Here is a 20,275-nt window from a genome sequence, read left to right as displayed (position 1 = left end):
AATGAAGTCTTTTCGACTCATTCCAGCACTTGTAGCAGCTGCAATGTTAGTCGGCTGTGTACCTTCTAATGAAGGGGGAACAGAGCTTACGCAGGAAACACAACAAAATGAAAAAACTGAAACAACCATTATCCCCAGTATACAAATTGACGATTCTTATTATAAGACACTTATTCCTTATAAAGAGAGTGCCAGTAGAGGCCTAGTTGTATCAAATATTTTTACGAAGTATGATATGAAGGAAGTGGAAGCAGGTTTAATGCGTCTTTCGCACAATGAGTTTGACACTGAAAACTATTACTTCCAAGAGGGTCAATATTTAGCTGAAAGTACGGTGAGCTCTTGGCTTGCTCGAAGCTCTCAGACAGAAGACGGATTAAATCCACCAACAACAGATACAATGACACCCGAAGAGCGAGCAACAAAGGCACCTATTTATTTATCTCATATTGTTGAGCAAAATTACTTAACAAAAACAAAAGATAATAAAGTGAAATTAGGTGGAATTTCAATAGGTCTTGCGCTTAATTCTATTTATTATTATCAAAAAGAACAGTATGGCGAATATTACGAGAAACCAATATCAGAGTCTGAGCTTGTTGAGCAAGGGAAAAAAATGGCCGCTGAGATTGTTTCACGTTTACGTACGCGCGATGAGCTAAAGGATATTCCAATTGTTGTTGGCCTGTTTAAGCAACAACCTCGGAATCAGATTATTCCTGGAGCCTATTTTAGCTATGGTGTAGCAAAAGCTGGACAGAACAACATTGCTGATTGGGAAGGAATAGATGAAAACTATGTATTATTCCCAACAGATGATTCGCAGGATGTATACCGAGACGTGAGTAAAAACTTCAAAATCTTTAAGCAAGACGTTGATAAATATTTCTCAAATTATACGAGTGTTATTGGTACAGGTTTCTATCGCAATAAAGAAATCCAAAAACTGACGATCGAAATTCCTATCCAATTTTTCGGCAAAGCAGAAATCATTGGATTCACACAATATTTGACAGGTATATTAATCAATCGATTTAATAATATTCATGTTGAGGTGAGTATTACTTCTGTCAATGGTCCCGAGGCATTAATCAATAAAAAGGCCAATGACACGGACCCTTATGTACATGTCTATGAATAATATAGTCAGCCTTTGTGCTGACTATATTTTTATGTAGAAAGAGAGACTTAAAGGAAAACAACTGGTATAGATTCACAACACTTCGTTATAGTAGTGAAAGTTTCTATATTTTTGGTGAAAGTTGTGATTTTTAATATGAAAAATGTTATGATTATTGGCATGGTTAACTTTATCCAACCCTATTGTTATCAATAAAAACAATAAATGGAGCAAGTATTCGGAGGTGTAAAAAATGGCTAAATTAACAAAAGAAGAAGTAAAGCACGTGGCAAATTTAGCACGTCTTGCAATTACTGAAGAGGAAGCTGAGAAGTTTGCTGAACAGCTTGGTAAAATTACTGACTTTGCAGAGCAATTAAACGAACTAGATACAGCGAATGTTGAACCTACAACGCATGTTTTACCATTAGTTAATGTAATGCGTGAAGATGTTGCAGTAAAAGGTCTAGACCGTGAAGTAATGATGTTAAATGTAAGAGAACAAGAAGATGGTCAAGTAAAAGTACCAGCTATCATGTAATACTAAAACATAGGAGGATTCCTCATGACGTTATTTGAACGTTCAGCTAAGGAGTTACAAGCGGAAATTAAAGCAGGTAACTTATCAATCGCTGACTTAACGAAAGAAGCATACGAGCGCATTGCAAAGCTTGATGGCGATGTACAAGCATTCCTTGCTTCAAACGAAGAAAAAGCAACTGCACAAGCTGCTGAAATGGATAAGGTACCATTTGAAGAGCGTGGACCGCTATTTGGTCTTCCAATCGGTGTGAAGGACAATATTGTAACAGAAGGCTTAGAAACAACATGTGCCTCTAAAATTTTGGAAGGCTTTATGCCAATTTACGATGCAACTGTTGTCAACAAGCTACGTGAAGCCGGTATGATTACAGTCGGTAAACTAAACATGGACGAGTTTGCAATGGGTTCATCGAATGAAAACTCATACTACAAAACAACAAAAAATCCATGGAATTTAAATCATGTGCCAGGTGGATCTTCAGGTGCATCTGCAGCCTCAGTAGCAGCAGGGGAAGTGCCATTTTCACTTGGTTCAGATACAGGTGGTTCAATCCGTCAACCAGCAGCATACTGTGGTGTTGTAGGGATGAAACCTACATATGGTCGTGTGTCTCGTTTTGGTCTAGTGGCATTCGCCTCTTCTTTAGATCAAATTGGACCCATTACACGCAATGTTGAAGATAACGCGTTATTACTTGAGGCTATTGCAGGCTTAGATCCAAATGATTCTACTTCTGCTGACGTAGAGGTGCCAAACTATGCTGCTGCTCTTACTGGAGATGTAAAAGGCTTGCGTATCGCTGTACCAAAGGAATTCCTCGGTGAAGGTGTAGGAGAAGCAGCACGTCAATCAGTGCTTGCAGCATTAGAGGTATTAAAAGGTTTAGGTGCGACTGTAGAAGAAGTATCTCTTCCTCATTCTAAATATGCGCTTGCTGCGTATTATATCCTTTCTTCATCTGAAGCGTCTTCTAACTTATCTCGTTTTGATGGGATTCGTTACGGTTTCCGTGCAGAAAACGTGACAAATTTAATGGATCTATATAAAGAAACACGTGCGCAAGGTTTTGGAGATGAAGTAAAACGCCGTATCATGCTTGGGACTTATTCATTAAGCGCAGGTACATATGATGCGTATTACAAAAAAGCACAACAAGCACGTACACTGATCAAAGCAGACTATGACAAAGTATTTGAAGACTTTGATGTTATCATTGGACCTACATCACCAACACCAGCTTTCAAAATTGGTGAAAATGTTGATGATCCGATGACCATGTATGCAAACGATATTTTAACAATTCCGATGAACTTAGCGGGTGTACCTGCTATTTCCATTCCATGTGGTTTTGACAACGGACTACCACTAGGTTTACAAATTATAGGTAAATACTTTGATGAAGCAACTATTTACCGTGTAGCTCATGCTTTTGAACAAGCAACGGAGTTCCATAAACAAGTTCCTCAAATGTGGGAGGGAAAATAACATGAACTTTGAAACAGTCATTGGTTTAGAAGTACACGTTGAGTTAAAAACAAACTCAAAAATCTTCTCACCAGCACCTGCTCACTTTGGTGCTGAACCAAATACAAACACAACAGTAATCGATCTAGGTTATCCTGGTGTCCTACCAGTTCTGAATAAAAATGTGGTAGATTTCGCTATGCGTGCAGCTCTTGCATTAAATATGGAAATCGAACAAGAAACGAAATTTGACCGTAAAAACTACTTCTACCCTGATAATCCAAAAGCTTATCAAATTTCACAATTTGATAAACCAATCGGCAAAAATGGCTGGATTGACATCGAAGTAGACGGATACACAAAACGTATCGGTATTACTCGTCTTCATATGGAAGAAGATGCAGGTAAACTTTCACATGCGGGTGATCACTCACTAGTGGACTTTAACCGTCAAGGTACGCCGCTTGTTGAAATCGTTTCTGAGCCAGATATTCGTACGCCAAATGAAGCTTATGCTTACTTAGAAAAATTAAAATCAATTATCCAATATACAGATGTTTCTGATTGTAAAATGGAAGAAGGTTCACTTCGTTGTGATGCCAATATTTCTATTCGTCCTTATGGTCAAGAAGAGTTTGGTACAAAAACAGAGCTTAAAAACCTGAACTCTTTCAACTATGTTCGTCGTGGTTTAGAGCATGAGGAATTACGTCAAGCAGATGTATTATTATCAGGTGGCGTTATTGAGCAAGAAACTCGTCGTTTCGATGAAAAAACGGGTAAAACAATTTTAATGCGTGTGAAAGAAGGAACAGATGATTACCGTTACTTCCCAGAGCCAGATTTAGTTCGTCTTTCTATTGATGACGCTTGGTTAGAGCGCGTAAAATCAGAAATTCCTGAGCTTCCAGATGCTCGTAAAAAGCGTTATGTTGAAGAGCTAGGATTAACACCATATGATGCAGGAGTTCTTGTTATTTCTAAAGAAATTTCAGACTTCTTCGAGTCGATGATCGTCAACGGTGCAGATGCGAAACTTTCTGCTAACTGGTTGATGGGTGATGTTTCTGCTTATTTAAACGCAGAACAAAAAGACTTAAAGGATACTGCATTAACACCTGAAAACCTTGCTGAAATGGTGAAATTAATCACTGACGGTACTATTTCTTCTAAAATCGGTAAAAAAGTGTTTGCTGAATTAGTTGAAAATGGCGGTTCTGCACAAGAAATTGTAAAAGCAAAAGGCTTAGTTCAAATTTCTGATGAAGGTGCTTTACTTGCCATTGTTACAGAAGTTTTAGACAATAATGCACAGTCTATTGAAGATTTCAAAAATGGTAAGGATCGTGCTATTGGTTTCTTAGTTGGTCAAATTATGAAAGCTACTAAAGGTCAAGCTAACCCACCAATGGTCAATAAATTATTGCAACAAGAAATTGCCAAACGATAATTACTCGTTGTAACATAGTAGCCGAGAGAGCTTAATTGCTTTCTCGGCTATTATTTTTCATAAATGTAACAATATTGAAATTTATAATACTTAATAGTTGTTTAAAAGGAGTATTCATAGCAAAATATAGATTAGATAATTATAAGGGGGACGAGAACTAATGAAATCAGAACAACAATATTTTAATGAAGCTATTTCAATTCAACAATATATGGACAATATGACGACTCTTAAAGAAGAGAGTTTCCGCATTTATGACAGTTATGTAGTGCCAACAAACGATGGCTTTATTGAATTATTAAAAGACAAAAAACCTAAAATTTTAACGATTACGGAAGATTGGTGCGGAGATGCTATGTTAAACAATCCCATTGTTCGTCGTGTTGCTGAAGCAGCTGAATTGGACATGCGAACAGTTTTCCGTGATGCGGACACAGATCTAATTGATCGTTATCTAACAAACGGTGGTCGTGCTATTCCTATTTACTTGCTATTAGATAGCACTGGTGAGGTGATTGGAAAGTGGGGTCCACGTGCACCTGAATTACAAGAGCTTGTTGTAACGAAGCGTGCAAGCTTACCAGATAAAGAAGATCCCACATTTGAAGAAGCTCAAAAAGCTCTTTATGCGGAAATTCGCGAGGAAAATATAACGAACCCAACATATTGGACGTATGTTTATGACGACTTTAAAAAACAGGTGTCAAACGCGTTACAAAAATAACAAACGTAATGCAACATTTTAGCGAGTAAATCGTTGAATGAAATAGAATCTTATGAAGCAGGAAGGTATGTTATGAAACGAGCAAGAATCATTTATAATCCTACATCTGGACGCGAAGCGTTTAAGAAACATCTACCAGAGGTGTTGGAAAAATTAGAAGTAGCAGGCTATGAAACATCCTGTCACGCAACAACCGGTGAAGGCGATGCAACACTTGCAGCAAAAGATGCAGTCGACCGTGGCTTTGATATAATCATCGCAGTTGGTGGAGATGGCACTTTAAATGAAGTTGTTTCAGGTGTAAGTCCATTTGAAAACCGTCCAAAAGTTGGTCTAATTCCAATGGGCACTACAAATGATTTTGCCCGTGCTGTGCATATCCCACGAAATATTGATGAGGCGGTAGACATTATTATACAGGGCGATACATTGCCAGTGGATGTCGGTCTATTAAATGGCGAACGCTACTTCATCAATATTGCTGCTGGCGGACGCATTACGGAGCTAACATATGAAGTACCAAGTAAAATGAAAACAATGCTTGGGCAGTTAGCCTATTATTTAAAAGCAGTAGAGATGATTCCATCCATCAAAGCTTCCCATATGCGCATAGAATACGATGGAGAAGTGTTTGACGGTGATGCCATGATGTTCTTATGTGGTTTAACCAACTCTGTAGGCGGCTTTGAAAAACTTGCACCAGATGCAAGTATTAATGATGGATACTTTACATTATTAGTGTTAAAGAAAGTAAGTCTACCTGAGTTTATTCAATTGGCGGCTATGGCATTAAGAGGCGAACATTTAAATGATGATCGGGTCATTTACAAAAAAGCGAGTGTTGTCAAAGTCACGACTGAAAACGAAGTCCATCTTAATCTAGATGGAGAATATGGTGGAGACGCTCCAGCTACCTTTGAAAATTTAAAGCGTCATATCGAAATTTTTGTCCCTCTTGCAGATATTCGCGAGGAAGACCGTATTTAAAATAGGAAATGCTCATCTTTGTTTTAGCGAGGGTGAGCTTTTTTGTGTATAGGAAACGAAGTTAAAAACTCCTTGATAGGCAACTAAAATTTCGTATGAAACGATTAAAAAGATAATAGACTAAATCAAATAACCAGCAGCGAAAAATTCAATATGTAGTAAGTCCAACCTTTAGAATTAGGGATTGTGAATGAAATAAGAAAAATGTTTGGCAAATGTGCGTATATTACTTGAACAAAATTTGAAACCTTAATAATAGGCTGAAATTCCGGTCCATTATAAAGGTTTTTTTCGTTGTAATAGTGGAAAATGGGGTATGGATAAGGGAAAGGAAGTGTTGCTTTTGTATAAGTCACAGGAGAAGAAGCTTATTTGGCTAAGCTTTGGTGTTGCAATCATTATGCTACTTTCCATTCTTGGAAGAATATTTGGAAGCTAGGGGGCAATGAGATGATAAACGAATCAGCAGTCTATTGGAGTCGCGCATTAACGGAATTAACATTATCGTTCCATATTATTTATGCAACGATAGGTGTAGGTGTCCCGTTAATGATCATGATTGCTCAATGGACTGGGTATAAAAAGAATGATGAGCATTATATTTTAATGGCAAGACGTTGGGCACGTGGTTTCGTCATAACGGTTGCAGTGGGTGTTGTGACTGGTACCGCAATTGGCTTACAATTATCATTATTATGGCCCAACTTTATGCAACTAGCTGGTCAAACCATTGCTTTACCGCTTTTTTTGGAAACGTTTGCATTTTTCTTTGAAGCTATATTTTTGGGTATTTATTTATATACTTGGGACCGCTTCGATAGTCAGAAAAAGCATATGCTATTGTTAATTCCAGTTGCAGTAGGCGCATCGATGTCAGCTGTATTTATTACAATCGTGAATGCTTTTATGAATGCTCCGAGAGGCTTCGATATTGTCGACGGGGAACTTGTTAATATTCAACCCTTCTTAGCGATGTTTAACCCTGCTATGCCGACAAAGGTGGCGCATGTACTGGTAACAGCATATATGACATCTGCATTTGTATTAGCAGCTATTGCAGGATACCGAATGCTGAAAGGATCGAAACATGTATACCATAAAAAATCATTATTATTGCTGATGAAAATTGGTTTAATTTTCTCTATTGCAGCAGCTGTGATTGGAGATTTCTCGGGAAAATACTTAGCGGAATATCAACCAGAAAAATTAGCCGCAGCAGAATGGCATTTTGAAACAGAAGGTAAGGCTTCTCTTGTCTTATTTGGCGTACTAGATGGAGAAGAAGTGAAATATGCTATTAAAATTCCGTATGCTTTGAGCGTTCTTGCACATTTTAATCCTAATGAAGAGGTAATTGGATTAGATCAATTCGAGGAAGAGGATTTACCACCTCTCTATATTCATTATCTCTTTGATATCATGGTTTCTATAGGTATGTTTATGGTGCTAGTTTCATTACTGTATGTTGTAGGGAAAGCACGGGGCTGGCAGTTTATACATTCACGGTGGTATCGATGGATCATTGTGGCGGGTGGCCCACTCTCTATCATTGCCATTGAAGCAGGCTGGTGGCTTGCAGAGGTTGGACGTCAACCATGGATTCTTTATGGTTTGATGCGAACACCAGAAGGAGCCACAACGAGTGATCATGTGGATTTAATGCTGTTGTTGTTTGCAGGTGTATATGCAGTATTAGCGGTAGGAAGTATTGTCGTCTTGGTGCGAATGTTTAAAAAGAATCCAATTGAGCGTGAGATTGAAGATCGCCACTCTGAAAAAGGTGGTGACATCCTATGACATTAGAGATTCTAGGTATTTCAGTATTGTGGATATTCCTATTTGGCTATGTCATTGTCGCATCGATTGATTTTGGTGCTGGTTTCTTTAACGCCTATAGCTTACTGATAGGGAAGAATCATATTTTAACGAATATTATTAAACGGTATTTATCGCCTGTTTGGGAAGTAACCAATGTCTTTTTGGTATTCTTCTTTGTAGGGATTGTAGGATTTTTCCCGCAAACTGCTTTTTACTACGGAACTATTTTACTGATACCAGTCAGCATTTCTCTTGTCCTATTGGCTATTCGGGGTTCCTATTATGCCTTTGAATCGTATGGTACGAGAGGACATATTGGTTACACGCTGACATATGGTGTCGCAGGTTTATTAATTCCCGCATCTTTGTCTGTTGTCTTTGCTATTGCTGGTGGAGGTTATGTGGACCTCGTTAATGGGCAGCCTGTTTTAAACTACTGGACTTTATATACGAGTCCATTTGCTTGGAGCATTGTGGTACTGAGTATTGCCGCTGTACTTTACATTTCGGCAGTATTCTTAACTTGGTATGCACATAAAGCGAATGACAAGGAAGCTACGAAGCTAATGAGAAAATATGCACTTTTATGGGCAGCCCCTTTGATGGTTAGCGCGTTAGGCATCATGTATGAAATGAAGTCCATTAACCCTGAAAGTTATGGGCACATGGTGAATCTATGGTGGATGTTTGCGATATCAGCCATATTATTTATGATTACAGTGCTCCTCATTGCGCTGCGTAAAAAATACGGGCTTGCAGTTGCGCTTCTTATTGCTCAATTTGCAGTAGCATTCTTCGCTTATGGTATTGCGCAATATCCGTATTTGCTGTATCCATATTTAACAATTTATGATGGCTTCACAAGTACACAAATGGCAATTGCTTTAATTATTGCCTTTATTTTAGGACTTTGTCTCCTGCTCCCTTCACTTTATTTATTGATGAAATTATTCTTGTTCAATAAAAACTATGTGACTGGAAAAGAAGACAATCACGCATAGGAGGAAATGAGTGTATGCAAAGTTTTTTAATTTTTTATGCGCCTTTTATTGTCGTCATTCTTGGAATCTTGTGTGCATTTTGGTGGGCACCAAGGGATTATCATATAACAAAAGAGCAAGGAAAGAGTCGCGAATAGCGGCTCTTTTTTCAAGTTAGTTAGGAGAACGACATAACAGGTAAGTCTTGTTCTTTTTTCATTCGCCAACACATGCTACAATAAGGAGATTGAAATGGAGGATGTACGAATGTCAGCACCCGTGAAAAAGAATGAACGACTTTCAGTTTATATAGAAGACTTAACACATGATGGCAATGGTGTTGCTAAGGTAGATGGCTATCCATTATTTATACAAGGCGCACTTCCGAACGAAACAGCCGAAATCCATGTGATGAAAACCTTAAAAAATTATGGCTTTGCAAAAGTTGTAGATATTATTAAGCCATCACCCGATCGAGTAGAAGCTCCATGCGATTACTTTAAGCAATGCGGAGGCTGTCAATTACAGCATTTATCGTATGAGGGGCAGCTCAAATGGAAAGAAAATATGGTACGCAATGTGATGCAACGCATTGGCAAAATAGATGCACCTGTTCTGCCTGTAAAAGGAATGAAAGAGCCTTGGCATTATCGGAATAAAGCGCAAATTCCTTTCTCTGAAAATGAAGCAGGACAAGCTATTGCTGGTTTTTATAAAACGAAGACGCATAGCATTGTGGATATGGAGCGTTGCTTGATTCAAACGGGAGAAGCAGATGCAATTTTAGTAGGCTTGAAAAAAGAATTAGTGGCGATAGGCATGCGCCCCTACAATGAACTTTCCCACGAAGGAATGTTGCGCCATGTTGTCATTCGTAAAGCACGGGCAACAGGTGAGGTCATGGTTGTTCTCGTGACGAAAAAGAAAAAATTTCCACAAAAAGAAGCAGCCATTGCAGTAATTCAAAAGCTTGTTCCGAACGTCACTTCAATTATGCAAAATGTTAATCATGAGAAAACGAATGTGATTTTTGGTGACGACACATTGAACCTTTGGGGCAAGGACGTTATTATTGACACAATTGGCGACGTACGCTTTGAAATTTCTGCTCGCTCCTTCTATCAAGTCAACCCAGAGCAAACTGAGGTCCTTTATAAACAAGCACTTGATTATGCTAACTTACAAGGAGATGAACGAGTGATTGATGCCTATTGTGGAATCGGAACGATCTCCTTGTTCCTGGCACAAAAGGCAAGGGCAGTTATGGGCGTAGAAATTGTCCCACAAGCGATTGAAGATGCCAAACGCAATGCTGTACTCAATGGTTTTACAAATACTTATTTTGAGGCAGGACCAGCTGAGGAAGTTATACCTAGATGGTATAAGGAAGGAAAGGAAGCAGACGTACTGGTGGTAGATCCACCACGTAAAGGCTGTGATGAGGCACTTTTAACTACTATTTTAGAGCAGCGTCCAAAACGAGTGGTCTATGTCTCCTGTAATCCAGCTACACTAGCACGCGATCTTCGTATTTTGGAGAATGGCGGCTATCAAACACAAGAAATTCAGCCAGTAGATATGTTCCCGCATTCCACACATTGTGAAGCGGTTGCGTGGTTAGAGTTGGTATAATAGAAAAGCAGTTGATATAGAAAAAATCTATACCATCTGCTTTTTATAATTTTTCATCCACTTGTTTTTGAGTCAGAATTAAAGTTATACAGATAGTGAGAGGATTTGGAATGAACATGATAGATAATTTTTGGCGTGATTTGCCGCGTCCATTTTTTGTACTGGCACCGATGGAGGATGTAACAGATGTTGTTTTTCGTCAAGTAGTCAGTGAAGCTGGAAGACCGGATGTATTTTTCACAGAGTTTACAAATTCAGATAGCTACTGTCATCCAGAGGGGCAGAAAAGTGTGCGTGGCCGTTTGATTTTTACAGAAGATGAACAGCCGATGGTGGCACATATTTGGGGAGATAATCCTGAGTATTTCCGTCAAATGAGTAGAGGCATGGCAGAGCTAGGCTTTAAAGGTATTGATATTAATATGGGCTGTCCTGTGCCAAATGTGGCATCGAGGGGAAAAGGGAGTGGCCTTATTTTACGTCCTGATGTGGCGGCAGAATTGATTCAAGCTGCCAAAGCGGGTGGACTGCCTGTCAGTGTGAAAACACGACTTGGCTATAAGGATGTAGAGGAATGGGAGGAATGGTTAACGCATATTTTCAAACAAGATATTGCGAACCTATCGATTCATTTGCGCACAAGAAAGGAAATGAGCCAAGTTGATGCACATTGGGAGCTCATTCCTGAAATCAAAAAATTACGCGATCGTATCGCACCTAATACGCTATTAACGATCAATGGAGACATCCCTGATCGACAAACCGGGCTAGAGCTCGCCGAAAAATATGGTATTGATGGCGTAATGATTGGACGAGGTATTTTTAAAAATCCCTTTGCTTTTGAAAAAGAACCAAAGGAGCATAGCAGTAAAGAGTATCTTGACCTTTTAAGACTGCAGCTCGATCTTCAAGATCAATATGAGGAAGTACTCCCACGCTCTATCACAGGACTTCATCGCTTTTTCAAAATATATGTCAAAGGATTCCGAGGTGCCAGTGAGTTAAGAAGCCAATTGATGAACACGAAATCAACAGATGAGGTGCGTGCATTGCTTGATCGCTTTGAAGCAAATCATGTTGAATAACCTTTATTAGGGTGAGGTAAGCAGTACCCTGACACTAAACAGAAACTTGCCTTTTTTGAATGTGCATATTACAATAAAAAGTAAGTTAATAGCAGGTTTGAGTAACTGAGAGACCATTGAAAACATATGTGCCTAGCGTACATATGCTTTTGATGGTCTTTTTTATCGTTAAAATGATAAGGGAGGAAATAAATGATGAGTACAGCTTCTGCGTTACAACGACAACAAACAATAGAGGAGCTTCAAGATAGGGAGTACGATTTATTAGTAATTGGTGGCGGTATTACAGGGTGTGGTATTGCACTGGATGCTATTGCTCGCGGTCTGTCTGTAGCATTAGTGGAAATGCAGGATTTTGCAGCAGGGACTTCTAGCCGTTCGACAAAATTAGTACATGGCGGTTTACGTTATTTAAAGCAATTTGAAATAAAAGAGGTAGCAGAGTTAGGGAAGGAACGTGCCATTGTTTATGAAAATGGTCCACATGTGACAACACCTGTTTGGATGTTATTACCTTTTCATAAGGGAGGGACATTTGGAAAATACTCTACAAATCTCGGCTTGCGTGTCTATGATTTTTTAGCAGGAGTTAAACGAGCAGAGCGCCGTTATATGTTAAGTACAGGTCAAACCATTGAGAAGGAGCCATTAGTGAAAACTGAGGGATTACTTGGCGGTGGAATGTATGTAGAGTATCGTACGGATGATGCTCGTTTAACCATTGAAGTAGCAAAGGCAGCCATTGAAAGAGGGGCAACATTATTGAATTATATAAAAGCCGAAAACTTTTTATATAATGAACAGCAAAAAATAAGGGGTATTGTTGCAACGGATTTATTAACAAATCATCCAATCGAAATTCGTGCAAAGGCTGTCGTTAATGCTGCTGGTCCATGGGTGGACGATGTGCGCACAATTGAAGGGAAGCAAGCAGGGAAGCATTTAATTTTATCGAAAGGTGTGCATATTGTTTTTGATGAATCCAAATTCCCATTAAAGCAAGCTGTTTATTTTGATACACCTGATGGCCGCATGGTATTTGCCATCCCTCGACAAGGAAAAACCTATGTAGGTACAACAGATACATTTTATGAGGGCGATGCTCGCAATATGGATATTTATCAAGAAGATCGCAATTATATAATGAAGGCGATTCATTATATGTTCCCAAATGTGAAGGTGGAAGATGCGGATATTGAATCAAGCTGGGCAGGTGTTCGTCCATTAATTCATGAGGACGGAAAAAATCCATCTGAAATTTCTCGTAAGGATGAAGTGTGGATTTCACCATCGGGCCTTGTAACAATTGCAGGTGGGAAATTAACAGGTTATCGTAAAATGGCCGAAACAGTTTTAAATACGATTGCACAAGAGCTAGATCAACAATTTGGCATTAAATCTTCACCGTGTACCACAAAAAATATTCCGATTTCTGGTGGCCATATGGGCGGCTCAAATAAATTTTATGCCTTCTTATATGACCATACAAGATTAGGTAAGAAAATAGGTTTATCGGAGGAGGAGGCGAAATTCTTATCGCAGCATTATGGTAGCAACGTAGAGATTGTTTTTAATTATGTAAAGGAAGGGCATTCCATCTTACCATCATGGCTATATGCACAATTAATGTATGGGATTCATCATGAAATGGTCGTTCATCCAAATGATTTTTTGGTTCGTCGGACAGGATATATGTTCTTTCAAATGGCCACTGTTCAACAGTATGAAGAGGCTATTTTAGATGAAATGGCTAAGCAACTCAACTGGACAACACAGCAACGGACACAATATGAAGAAGATGTAAAGAAAGAAATAAAACGAGCGACAACTGCGCTATAATGAGGTAGTTATTCTCAACATAATATAAGGGTGAGCATTCACACTGTATTATAAGGGAAGGAGAGAATGGAATGCATTTTGATAATCAACAGGTGATTCCTGCTGCGCGTACCGTCAAGCAGTTTGACGAGATAATAGCAAGTCCATTCGATTATATTGTGCTATTGGAGGTGCACATTAGCTTATTGATGTCTTTAAAGCGTGAGGCATATCGACATGGAAAAAAATTAATTATTCATGCGGATTTAATTCATGGTTTAAAAACAGATAATTTTGCAGCAGACTTTTTATGTAATGATATTCGTCCAGCTGGCATTATTTCAACTCGTTCCAATATGCTAATGAAAGCCAAAGCTCGTGGAATTATGGCTATTCAACGTGTGTTTTTGATTGATACGATTGCTCTTGAGAAAAGTTATTCGATGATTGAAACAGCGCAGCCTGATTATATTGAGCTATTACCAGGCATTATTCCATCGATGATTCAGGAAATCTATGAGCGTACACAAATCCCTGTTATTACAGGTGGCTTAGTGCGTACAGTGGACAATATTGAAGAAGCATTAGCTGGTGGTGCTATCGCCGTTACAACATCCAATAGACAATTATGGGAAAATTTCAAAAAATAGTTGACTCTGTATGTTTTTTTCTCTAAAATGGACATAAGTTCATACGCACGTGGTTAGGAAAAGGAACCCACATTTGTTCAACTACATGTAGTAATGTAGTTTGATTGGATGTGGGTTCCTTTTTGTTTTCTATGGGCTATTATCACAAAGGGGGATTAAACTATGTCTACGTTTACAGCTGAGCTGGTCGGCACAATGATTCTTATTTTATTTGGTGGCGGCGTAGTAGCAGGTGCCGTGTTAAACAAATCAAAGGGCTTTGGTGGTGGATGGATTGTTATTACCTTTGCATGGGGGCTTGGGGTTGCAATGGCAGCTTATGCAGTAGGTGGAATCAGTGGTGCTCACCTAAATCCGGCACTAACCATTGCCCTTGCCACGATTGGAAATTTTCCTTGGGCAGATGTGCCATCCTATATTGCCGCACAAATGATTGGTGCATTTTTAGGGGCTACGCTTGTTTACTTTATGTATTTACCACATTGGCAGGCAACAGCAGATGCTGATGTTAAATTAGCACCATTTTCCACAATGCCAGCTATTAAGCATCCTTTATCAAATCTATTATCAGAAATGATAGGAACATTTATTTTAGTTTTAGGGATTTTAGCGTTAGGTACAAATACTATTACAGATGGTTTAAATCCATTTTTAGTTGGTTTGTTAATTATTGTAATTGGGATGGCTTTAGGGGGCCCTACCGGCTATGCAATAAATCCAGCACGTGATTTAGGTCCGCGTATTGCGCATTTTATTTTACCGATTGCAGGCAAAGGTGATTCTGGTTGGAGTTATGCTTGGATACCAGTTGTAGGTCCCATTATTGGTGGTACATTTGGTGCATTGTTTTTCCAACAAATATTCGAAGGGAAAAATAGTTTAGCATTTTGGATTGTTGCAGTGATTGTGATTGCTATTTTCATAGGAGCACAATTAACCGTTAAAAATGTTCAAGTAGAAGACTAATTTATTTGGAGGGATTTCTATGTCAGAAAAAAATATATTTTAGCGTTAGACCAAGGAACTACAAGCTCAAGGGCTATTCTTTTTGATGAAACGGGTAAAATCGTACACACAGCACAACAAGAATTCCAACAACATTTTCCACAAGCAGGCTGGGTAGAGCATCATGCAGAGGAAATTTGGTCATCTATTCTATCTTGTATTGCAACAGTGTTATCAGAAAAAGGTGTGAGTTCAAGTCAAATTGCAGGGATTGGGATTACCAATCAACGTGAAACAACAGTAGTTTGGGATAAACATACTGGCAAGCCTGTTTATAACGCAATTGTTTGGCAATCACGTCAAACGAATGATATTTGTGAGCGATTAAAGGAAAGCGGTTACAATGATTTATTCCGAGAAAAAACAGGTCTATTAATAGATGCTTACTTCTCTGGTACAAAAGTGAAGTGGATTTTAGATCATGTTGAGGGTGCTCGTGAAAAAGCGGAGGCCGGAGAATTGCTATTCGGTACAATTGATACTTGGCTAATTTGGAAGCTATCCGGTGGAAAAGTACATGTAACAGATTATTCAAATGCCTCTCGTACATTGATGTATAATATCCATGATTTAAAGTGGGATGAAGAACTATTAGAAATTTTAACTGTTCCAGCCTCAATGCTACCAGAAGTACGTCCTTCTTCTGAAGTTTATGGCTATACAGAGGAGGCATTATTCTTTGGCTCTGCTGTCCCAATTGCGGGTGCTGCAGGTGACCAACAAGCAGCACTATTTGGTCAGGCATGCTTTGAGGAAGGTATGGTCAAGAACACATATGGCACAGGTTGCTTTATGTTAATGAACACTGGAGAAAAGGCTGTGAAGTCAAATAATGGCCTATTGACTACATTAGCTTGGGGCTTAGATGGCAAAGTAACGTATGCTTTAGAGGGCAGTATTTTTGTAGCAGGTTCTGCGATTCAATGGTTACGTGATGGCTTGCGTATGTTCCGCAGTGCAAGTGAATCAGAGCAATATGCAACACGTGTAGAGTCAACAGATGGTGTGTATGTTGTCCCAGCATTTGTTGGCTTAGGAACACCATATTGGGATTCTGATGTGCGAGGAGCTATCTTTGGCTTAACACGAGGAACAGCGAAGGAGCATTTTGTACGTGCGACACTAGAATCATTAGCTTATCAAACAAAGGATGTATTAGCGGCAATGGAGGCTGATGCGAATATTCCATTAGCAAAATTACGTGTAGATGGCGGAGCTGTGGCCAATGATTTCTTAATGCAATTCCAAGCAGATTTATTGGATGTTCCTGTTGATCGCCCCATTATTAATGAAACAACAGCTTTAGGTGCAGCGTATTTAGCTGGCTTAGCAGTTGACTATTGGCATTCGACAGAGGAAATCAGCAAGTATTGGAATTTAGATCGTCAATTTACACCAAATATGAGTAATGACCATCGTGATAAAATTTATGGAGGATGGAAAAAGGCAGTTGCTGCAGCACAAGTATTTAAGTAAGTGAATCGTTTGAGAGACTGGGACATAACTATTCAATTAATGAGAAATCTGAATTCGAGGCATTCAAATTTGGATTTCTCTATTTTTATGTTGTCTCCAGATAGCTAGCTCTTAGCTAATGTCCAATGAGCCCTCAATTTTTCGATTATTTGAGCGAGGCCTTCCACTGTTCATTCCTTTTTATTTTATTCGGGCATGATTTCTTCTCAAACAGCTCACCGTATAGCTGGTTTGACTTTTCAATCAGTCTGTATGGCCATTTGCATTAGCTATTGGTGCTCTCAAGCTACAGATGCTGGTGCTGGGGTTCTTGTTTTTATGCATGGCTTTTTATTTATACAAAGCCCTACCATTAGTCATACTTGTGATATGTATCATATTTTTATTTGAGAAAGGTGAAGTAAACGTCTAATTCTTTATAGAGTTGAGCATTTTTGTTTGTTAGGAATAGAGGATTTAGAGAGATGTCAGAGAATTGTATATAAGTACCATTATATGTAATGACGTGCTTATAGGAGTTGTATGAAGATGGTTGTGACAATGAGACCGTTAAAAATTAAGTATAAAAAGTTAGCTAATCCTTTTCAGGAGTTTATGCAGATCAGTCCTAACAATAATGCCCTTACGAAGGAAGTAGTCTTTCTACGATATATTGGTATACCTGATTCTGTAGATCTTTATAAAGAAGATATTTTAAAAATGGATGAGTATTTCACAAAGCAAAGCGTATTTTATTTACGACTACATAGGCTTGAGGTCATCAATAATAAGAAAGATGCAGATAGACTGTCGGAGCTTTGGGGAGAATGGCAGGCTGCTGCTGATAGTATACAGTTACTGTATGAGACATCTTTATGCGGTAAATTAGCGAATAATCAACTCGAATGGACAAAAAAGCTTAGCTTTAAAAATATTCTCCATCTTTTTAAAGAACAACAGCCGCATGCGAATGACACTTTACTAAAAAACTTTGCAGTTAAATTTTTATATTGGATGGATTATTATTTACCACAAATTTTTTCTAAGGAAAATCAAGCATCCCCTAAAATTGTTTTTATAGGTGACATTACGCAGCATGAATCATTATTTTTATATTTCTTATCGACACTTGGCTGCGATATATGCTATATGAATCCTAAAGGGGATATCACTAATTTGTATCCTATCATAGCAGCCGCATCTAATTTGCAGAGTTGTTCGGATTACTATGAAAAAGAATTCATAATTCCTGAAATGCTCTCAATGAAAAGCATACCACCACAACAACCGACGATTCTCCCAACCCCTAGTTCTAGAATGGTTACAAGAGAAGAGTGTAGTTATGAACAGTTAGCTTCTTTAGCCACATCAGTTGTCATGATTAAAACCTTTGGAGTAGATCACAAAGTGATATGTTTTGGTTCTGGTGTTGTTCTTCATCAAGAGGGTTATATTTTAACGAACCTGCATGTTGTAAGTGGTGGGGAATATTATTCTGTGCTATATGAAAATGATTCAAACGAATATACTACGCATCAATTTGTGAAATATCATGATATACATGATTTGGCTATTTTGAAAGTGGACAGAACAAGCCAACCTTTACCTGTTAAAATGGATGGTCATTTAGTCAGAGGACAAAAGATTGTAGCGATTGGCAGTCCTCTAGGTTTATTTAATTCGATCTCTGATGGAATTGTTGCTGGATTTAGGGATATACGAAAAATGTCTATGGTTCAATTTACAGCTGCTATTTCAAACGGAAGTTCCGGTGGTGCTTTATTGGATATGCAAGGGAGGTTGGTCGGTTTAATTACAGCTGGATTTGATGATGGTCAGAATCTTAATTTGGCTGTACCAGCTCATGTTATCTATCAATTTGCTCAAAACTTTATTGAGTTACCTAGTTAGTTTCCACTATTCAACCATTGCTTTTTTATGCATAATCTTATAGAATGTAGAACGGTATAAATGAACGAAATAAATTACCTTTAATACGGTCCAGAGAGGCTGAAAAGGGCTACATGATATTCTTAGGCTTATAATATCTTTAATTTAGCATGCCCTTTTGTCTTCTCTGACTAAAGGGCTTTTATTTTTGTTCAAATACACCTCTTTTAAAGGAAGTCCTGTGAGGCTTCAAAAGAGAATGGACAAGACAGCTATAATCCATTCACCTGAACTCTAAAAGAGAAAGACAATAAACATCTGGAGGTTAGAAAGAATGGATTATCGTAAAAAAACCGTGGTCGCTTCAGTGGCCGGGTTAACGCTAGAAGGAATGGACATTATGTTTATTTCTTTTGCGATGACAATGATTATTGCAGAATTTAACATCGATCTTGCAACAGGTGGATTGATTTCATCCATCACAAATATAGGCATGCTCTTAGGTGGGATTATTTTCGGTGTGCTCGCAGATAAGTATGGTCGAGTAAAAGTGTTCACATATACGATCATTTTGTTTGCAATCGGTACAGCCCTGACAGGAGTAGCAACCAGTATTGAACAAGTTTATGTATATAGATTTATCGCTGGACTAGGTGCTGGTGGAGAATACGGTATTGGAATGGCGCTTGTTGCTGAGGCTTGGCCAAAAAATAAACAAGGAAGAGCATCTTCCTATGTGAGTGTAGGTGCACAGTATGGGGTAATATTAGCAGCTTTATTAAGCGCCGTTATTTTACCGACATTAGGATGGAGAGCACTATTCTTTATTGGTGTATTGCCAGTGATCTTTGCCTTTATTGTACGAAAAAATCTTCATGAATCACCAGAATGGCTGGCATCGCAAAAAAATGAAAGCAACATGCAAAAAAAGGGGAAATTGGCACAGCTATTTGTAACACCTCGTGTCACTATGACAACCCTTTCCCTAATATTAATGGCTACTGTTCAAATTGCAGGCTATAATGGTCTGATGATCTGGCTACCATCAATGCTCCAAAAATCGCAAGGCTTATCTGTTTCAAGCTCTGCATTGTGGACAATTAGTACGGCAGTCGGTATGATTATTGGCATGCTCACTTTCGGAAGATTTATGGATCGTTTTGGTGCGAAACGTGCATTTGGTATCTTTTTATTGGCTTCTGCATGTGCAGTCTTTCTCTACTCCTTTGCGACAGGAGCTGTGGCTATATTAATGGGCGGTGCCATTGTAGGATTTTTCTCTAATGGTATGTTTGCTGGCTACGGTGCATTAATTAGTAGCTTCTATCCTGTGCAAATTCGTAGTACAGCAACAAATACAATTTTTAACTTTGGCCGAGCAATAGGAGGATTTTCACCAATCTTTGTCGGCTATATTTTACAAAGTTATGATATGACAGTCGTCATGATTTACTTAGCAGCACTATATGGCATTTCCTTTATGGTCATGCTAACGCTTAAAGGCTCAACTGAAGCCTTGCAAACAGCTTAATTCTATTAATTACAAAAGAACGAATTCCACTTCTTCAAAAGGAGGAGTGAAGTGACCCCTAAAAGTTAGACACGGTTATTTTGATTTAGGAAGCTTGGATAAAATGAGTTCGGTATTGCACC

Annotated in this window: 17 protein-coding genes; all 17 read left to right on the top strand. The window is 38.6% G+C overall.

Features of this window, described 5'->3' with window-relative positions:
* Position 1 precedes the first annotated feature (1 nt).
* The 17 genes from ACP3VS_RS22440 to ACP3VS_RS22360 all read left to right on the top strand — a co-directional run bounded on the left by ACP3VS_RS22440 (position 2) and on the right by ACP3VS_RS22360 (position 20,153).
* Complete coding sequence (locus tag ACP3VS_RS22440; protein WP_031416797.1) at positions 2–1,141, top strand: CamS family sex pheromone protein; 1,140 nt, start codon at positions 2–4, stop codon at positions 1,139–1,141.
* Positions 1,142–1,373: 232 nt separating this feature from the next.
* A complete protein-coding gene (gene gatC, locus ACP3VS_RS22435; RefSeq protein ID WP_012292027.1) occupies positions 1,374–1,661 on the top strand; it encodes an Asp-tRNA(Asn)/Glu-tRNA(Gln) amidotransferase subunit GatC in 288 nt (95 codons plus the stop codon).
* Between the two features lie 24 nt (positions 1,662–1,685).
* Complete coding sequence (gene gatA, locus ACP3VS_RS22430; RefSeq protein ID WP_012292028.1) at positions 1,686–3,149, top strand: Asp-tRNA(Asn)/Glu-tRNA(Gln) amidotransferase subunit GatA; 1,464 nt, start codon at positions 1,686–1,688, stop codon at positions 3,147–3,149.
* A 1-nt stretch (position 3,150) separates the two neighbouring features.
* Positions 3,151–4,578, top strand: a complete 1,428-nt coding sequence (gatB, locus tag ACP3VS_RS22425) for an Asp-tRNA(Asn)/Glu-tRNA(Gln) amidotransferase subunit GatB (protein WP_012292029.1) — start codon at positions 3,151–3,153, stop codon at positions 4,576–4,578.
* 160 nt (positions 4,579–4,738) lie between these two features.
* Positions 4,739–5,302 carry a thioredoxin family protein gene (locus tag ACP3VS_RS22420; protein WP_012292030.1) on the top strand — a complete coding sequence of 188 codons (564 nt, stop codon included), beginning with the start codon at positions 4,739–4,741 and terminating at the stop codon, positions 5,300–5,302.
* A 72-nt stretch (positions 5,303–5,374) separates the two neighbouring features.
* Positions 5,375–6,289 carry a diacylglycerol kinase gene (locus ACP3VS_RS22415; RefSeq protein WP_025115774.1) on the top strand — a complete coding sequence of 305 codons (915 nt, stop codon included), beginning with the start codon at positions 5,375–5,377 and terminating at the stop codon, positions 6,287–6,289.
* Between the two features lie 450 nt (positions 6,290–6,739).
* Complete coding sequence (locus ACP3VS_RS22410) at positions 6,740–8,086, top strand: cytochrome ubiquinol oxidase subunit I (RefSeq protein WP_012292031.1); 1,347 nt, start codon at positions 6,740–6,742, stop codon at positions 8,084–8,086.
* The gene (locus tag ACP3VS_RS22405) at positions 8,083–9,108 is read left to right on the top strand and encodes a cytochrome d ubiquinol oxidase subunit II (protein WP_031416799.1); all 1,026 of its coding nucleotides are present in this window, start codon (positions 8,083–8,085) and stop codon (positions 9,106–9,108) included. The genes ACP3VS_RS22410 and ACP3VS_RS22405 overlap by 4 nt, the downstream gene beginning before the upstream one ends.
* Positions 9,109–9,122: 14 nt before the next feature.
* Complete coding sequence (gene cydS, locus ACP3VS_RS22400) at positions 9,123–9,245, top strand: cytochrome bd oxidase small subunit CydS (RefSeq protein ID WP_012292033.1); 123 nt, start codon at positions 9,123–9,125, stop codon at positions 9,243–9,245.
* Positions 9,246–9,354: 109 nt separating this feature from the next.
* The gene (rlmD, locus tag ACP3VS_RS22395; protein WP_036162511.1) at positions 9,355–10,719 is read left to right on the top strand and encodes a 23S rRNA (uracil(1939)-C(5))-methyltransferase RlmD; all 1,365 of its coding nucleotides are present in this window, start codon (positions 9,355–9,357) and stop codon (positions 10,717–10,719) included.
* A gap of 116 nt (positions 10,720–10,835) precedes the next feature.
* A complete protein-coding gene (locus tag ACP3VS_RS22390) occupies positions 10,836–11,804 on the top strand; it encodes a tRNA dihydrouridine synthase (protein WP_031416805.1) in 969 nt (322 codons plus the stop codon).
* Positions 11,805–11,999: 195 nt separating this feature from the next.
* Positions 12,000–13,643 (top strand): glycerol-3-phosphate dehydrogenase/oxidase, encoded by a 1,644-nt coding sequence (locus ACP3VS_RS22385; protein ID WP_031416806.1) that lies wholly within the window; start codon positions 12,000–12,002, stop codon positions 13,641–13,643.
* 71 nt (positions 13,644–13,714) lie between these two features.
* Complete coding sequence (locus tag ACP3VS_RS22380; RefSeq protein WP_012292037.1) at positions 13,715–14,272, top strand: glycerol-3-phosphate responsive antiterminator; 558 nt, start codon at positions 13,715–13,717, stop codon at positions 14,270–14,272.
* Positions 14,273–14,434: 162 nt separating this feature from the next.
* Entirely contained in the window at positions 14,435–15,238 is an 804-nt protein-coding gene (locus ACP3VS_RS22375; RefSeq protein WP_012292038.1) for an MIP/aquaporin family protein, read from the top strand.
* 3 nt (positions 15,239–15,241) lie between these two features.
* Positions 15,242–16,753, top strand: coding sequence for a glycerol kinase GlpK (gene glpK, locus ACP3VS_RS22370; protein WP_426390043.1), 1,512 nt, complete (start codon positions 15,242–15,244; stop codon positions 16,751–16,753).
* 528 nt (positions 16,754–17,281) lie between these two features.
* Complete coding sequence (locus ACP3VS_RS22365; protein ID WP_031416810.1) at positions 17,282–18,643, top strand: serine protease; 1,362 nt, start codon at positions 17,282–17,284, stop codon at positions 18,641–18,643.
* Positions 18,644–18,956: 313 nt separating this feature from the next.
* Positions 18,957–20,153, top strand: coding sequence for an MFS transporter (locus ACP3VS_RS22360; RefSeq protein WP_012292042.1), 1,197 nt, complete (start codon positions 18,957–18,959; stop codon positions 20,151–20,153).
* Positions 20,154–20,275 lie beyond the last annotated feature (122 nt).

The sequence above is a fragment of the Lysinibacillus sp. VIII_CA genome, from assembly GCF_049943995.1.
In the GTDB taxonomy this organism is placed as follows: domain Bacteria; phylum Bacillota; class Bacilli; order Bacillales_A; family Planococcaceae; genus Lysinibacillus; species Lysinibacillus pinottii.
This window is presented reverse-complemented; position numbering and strand designations above follow the sequence as displayed.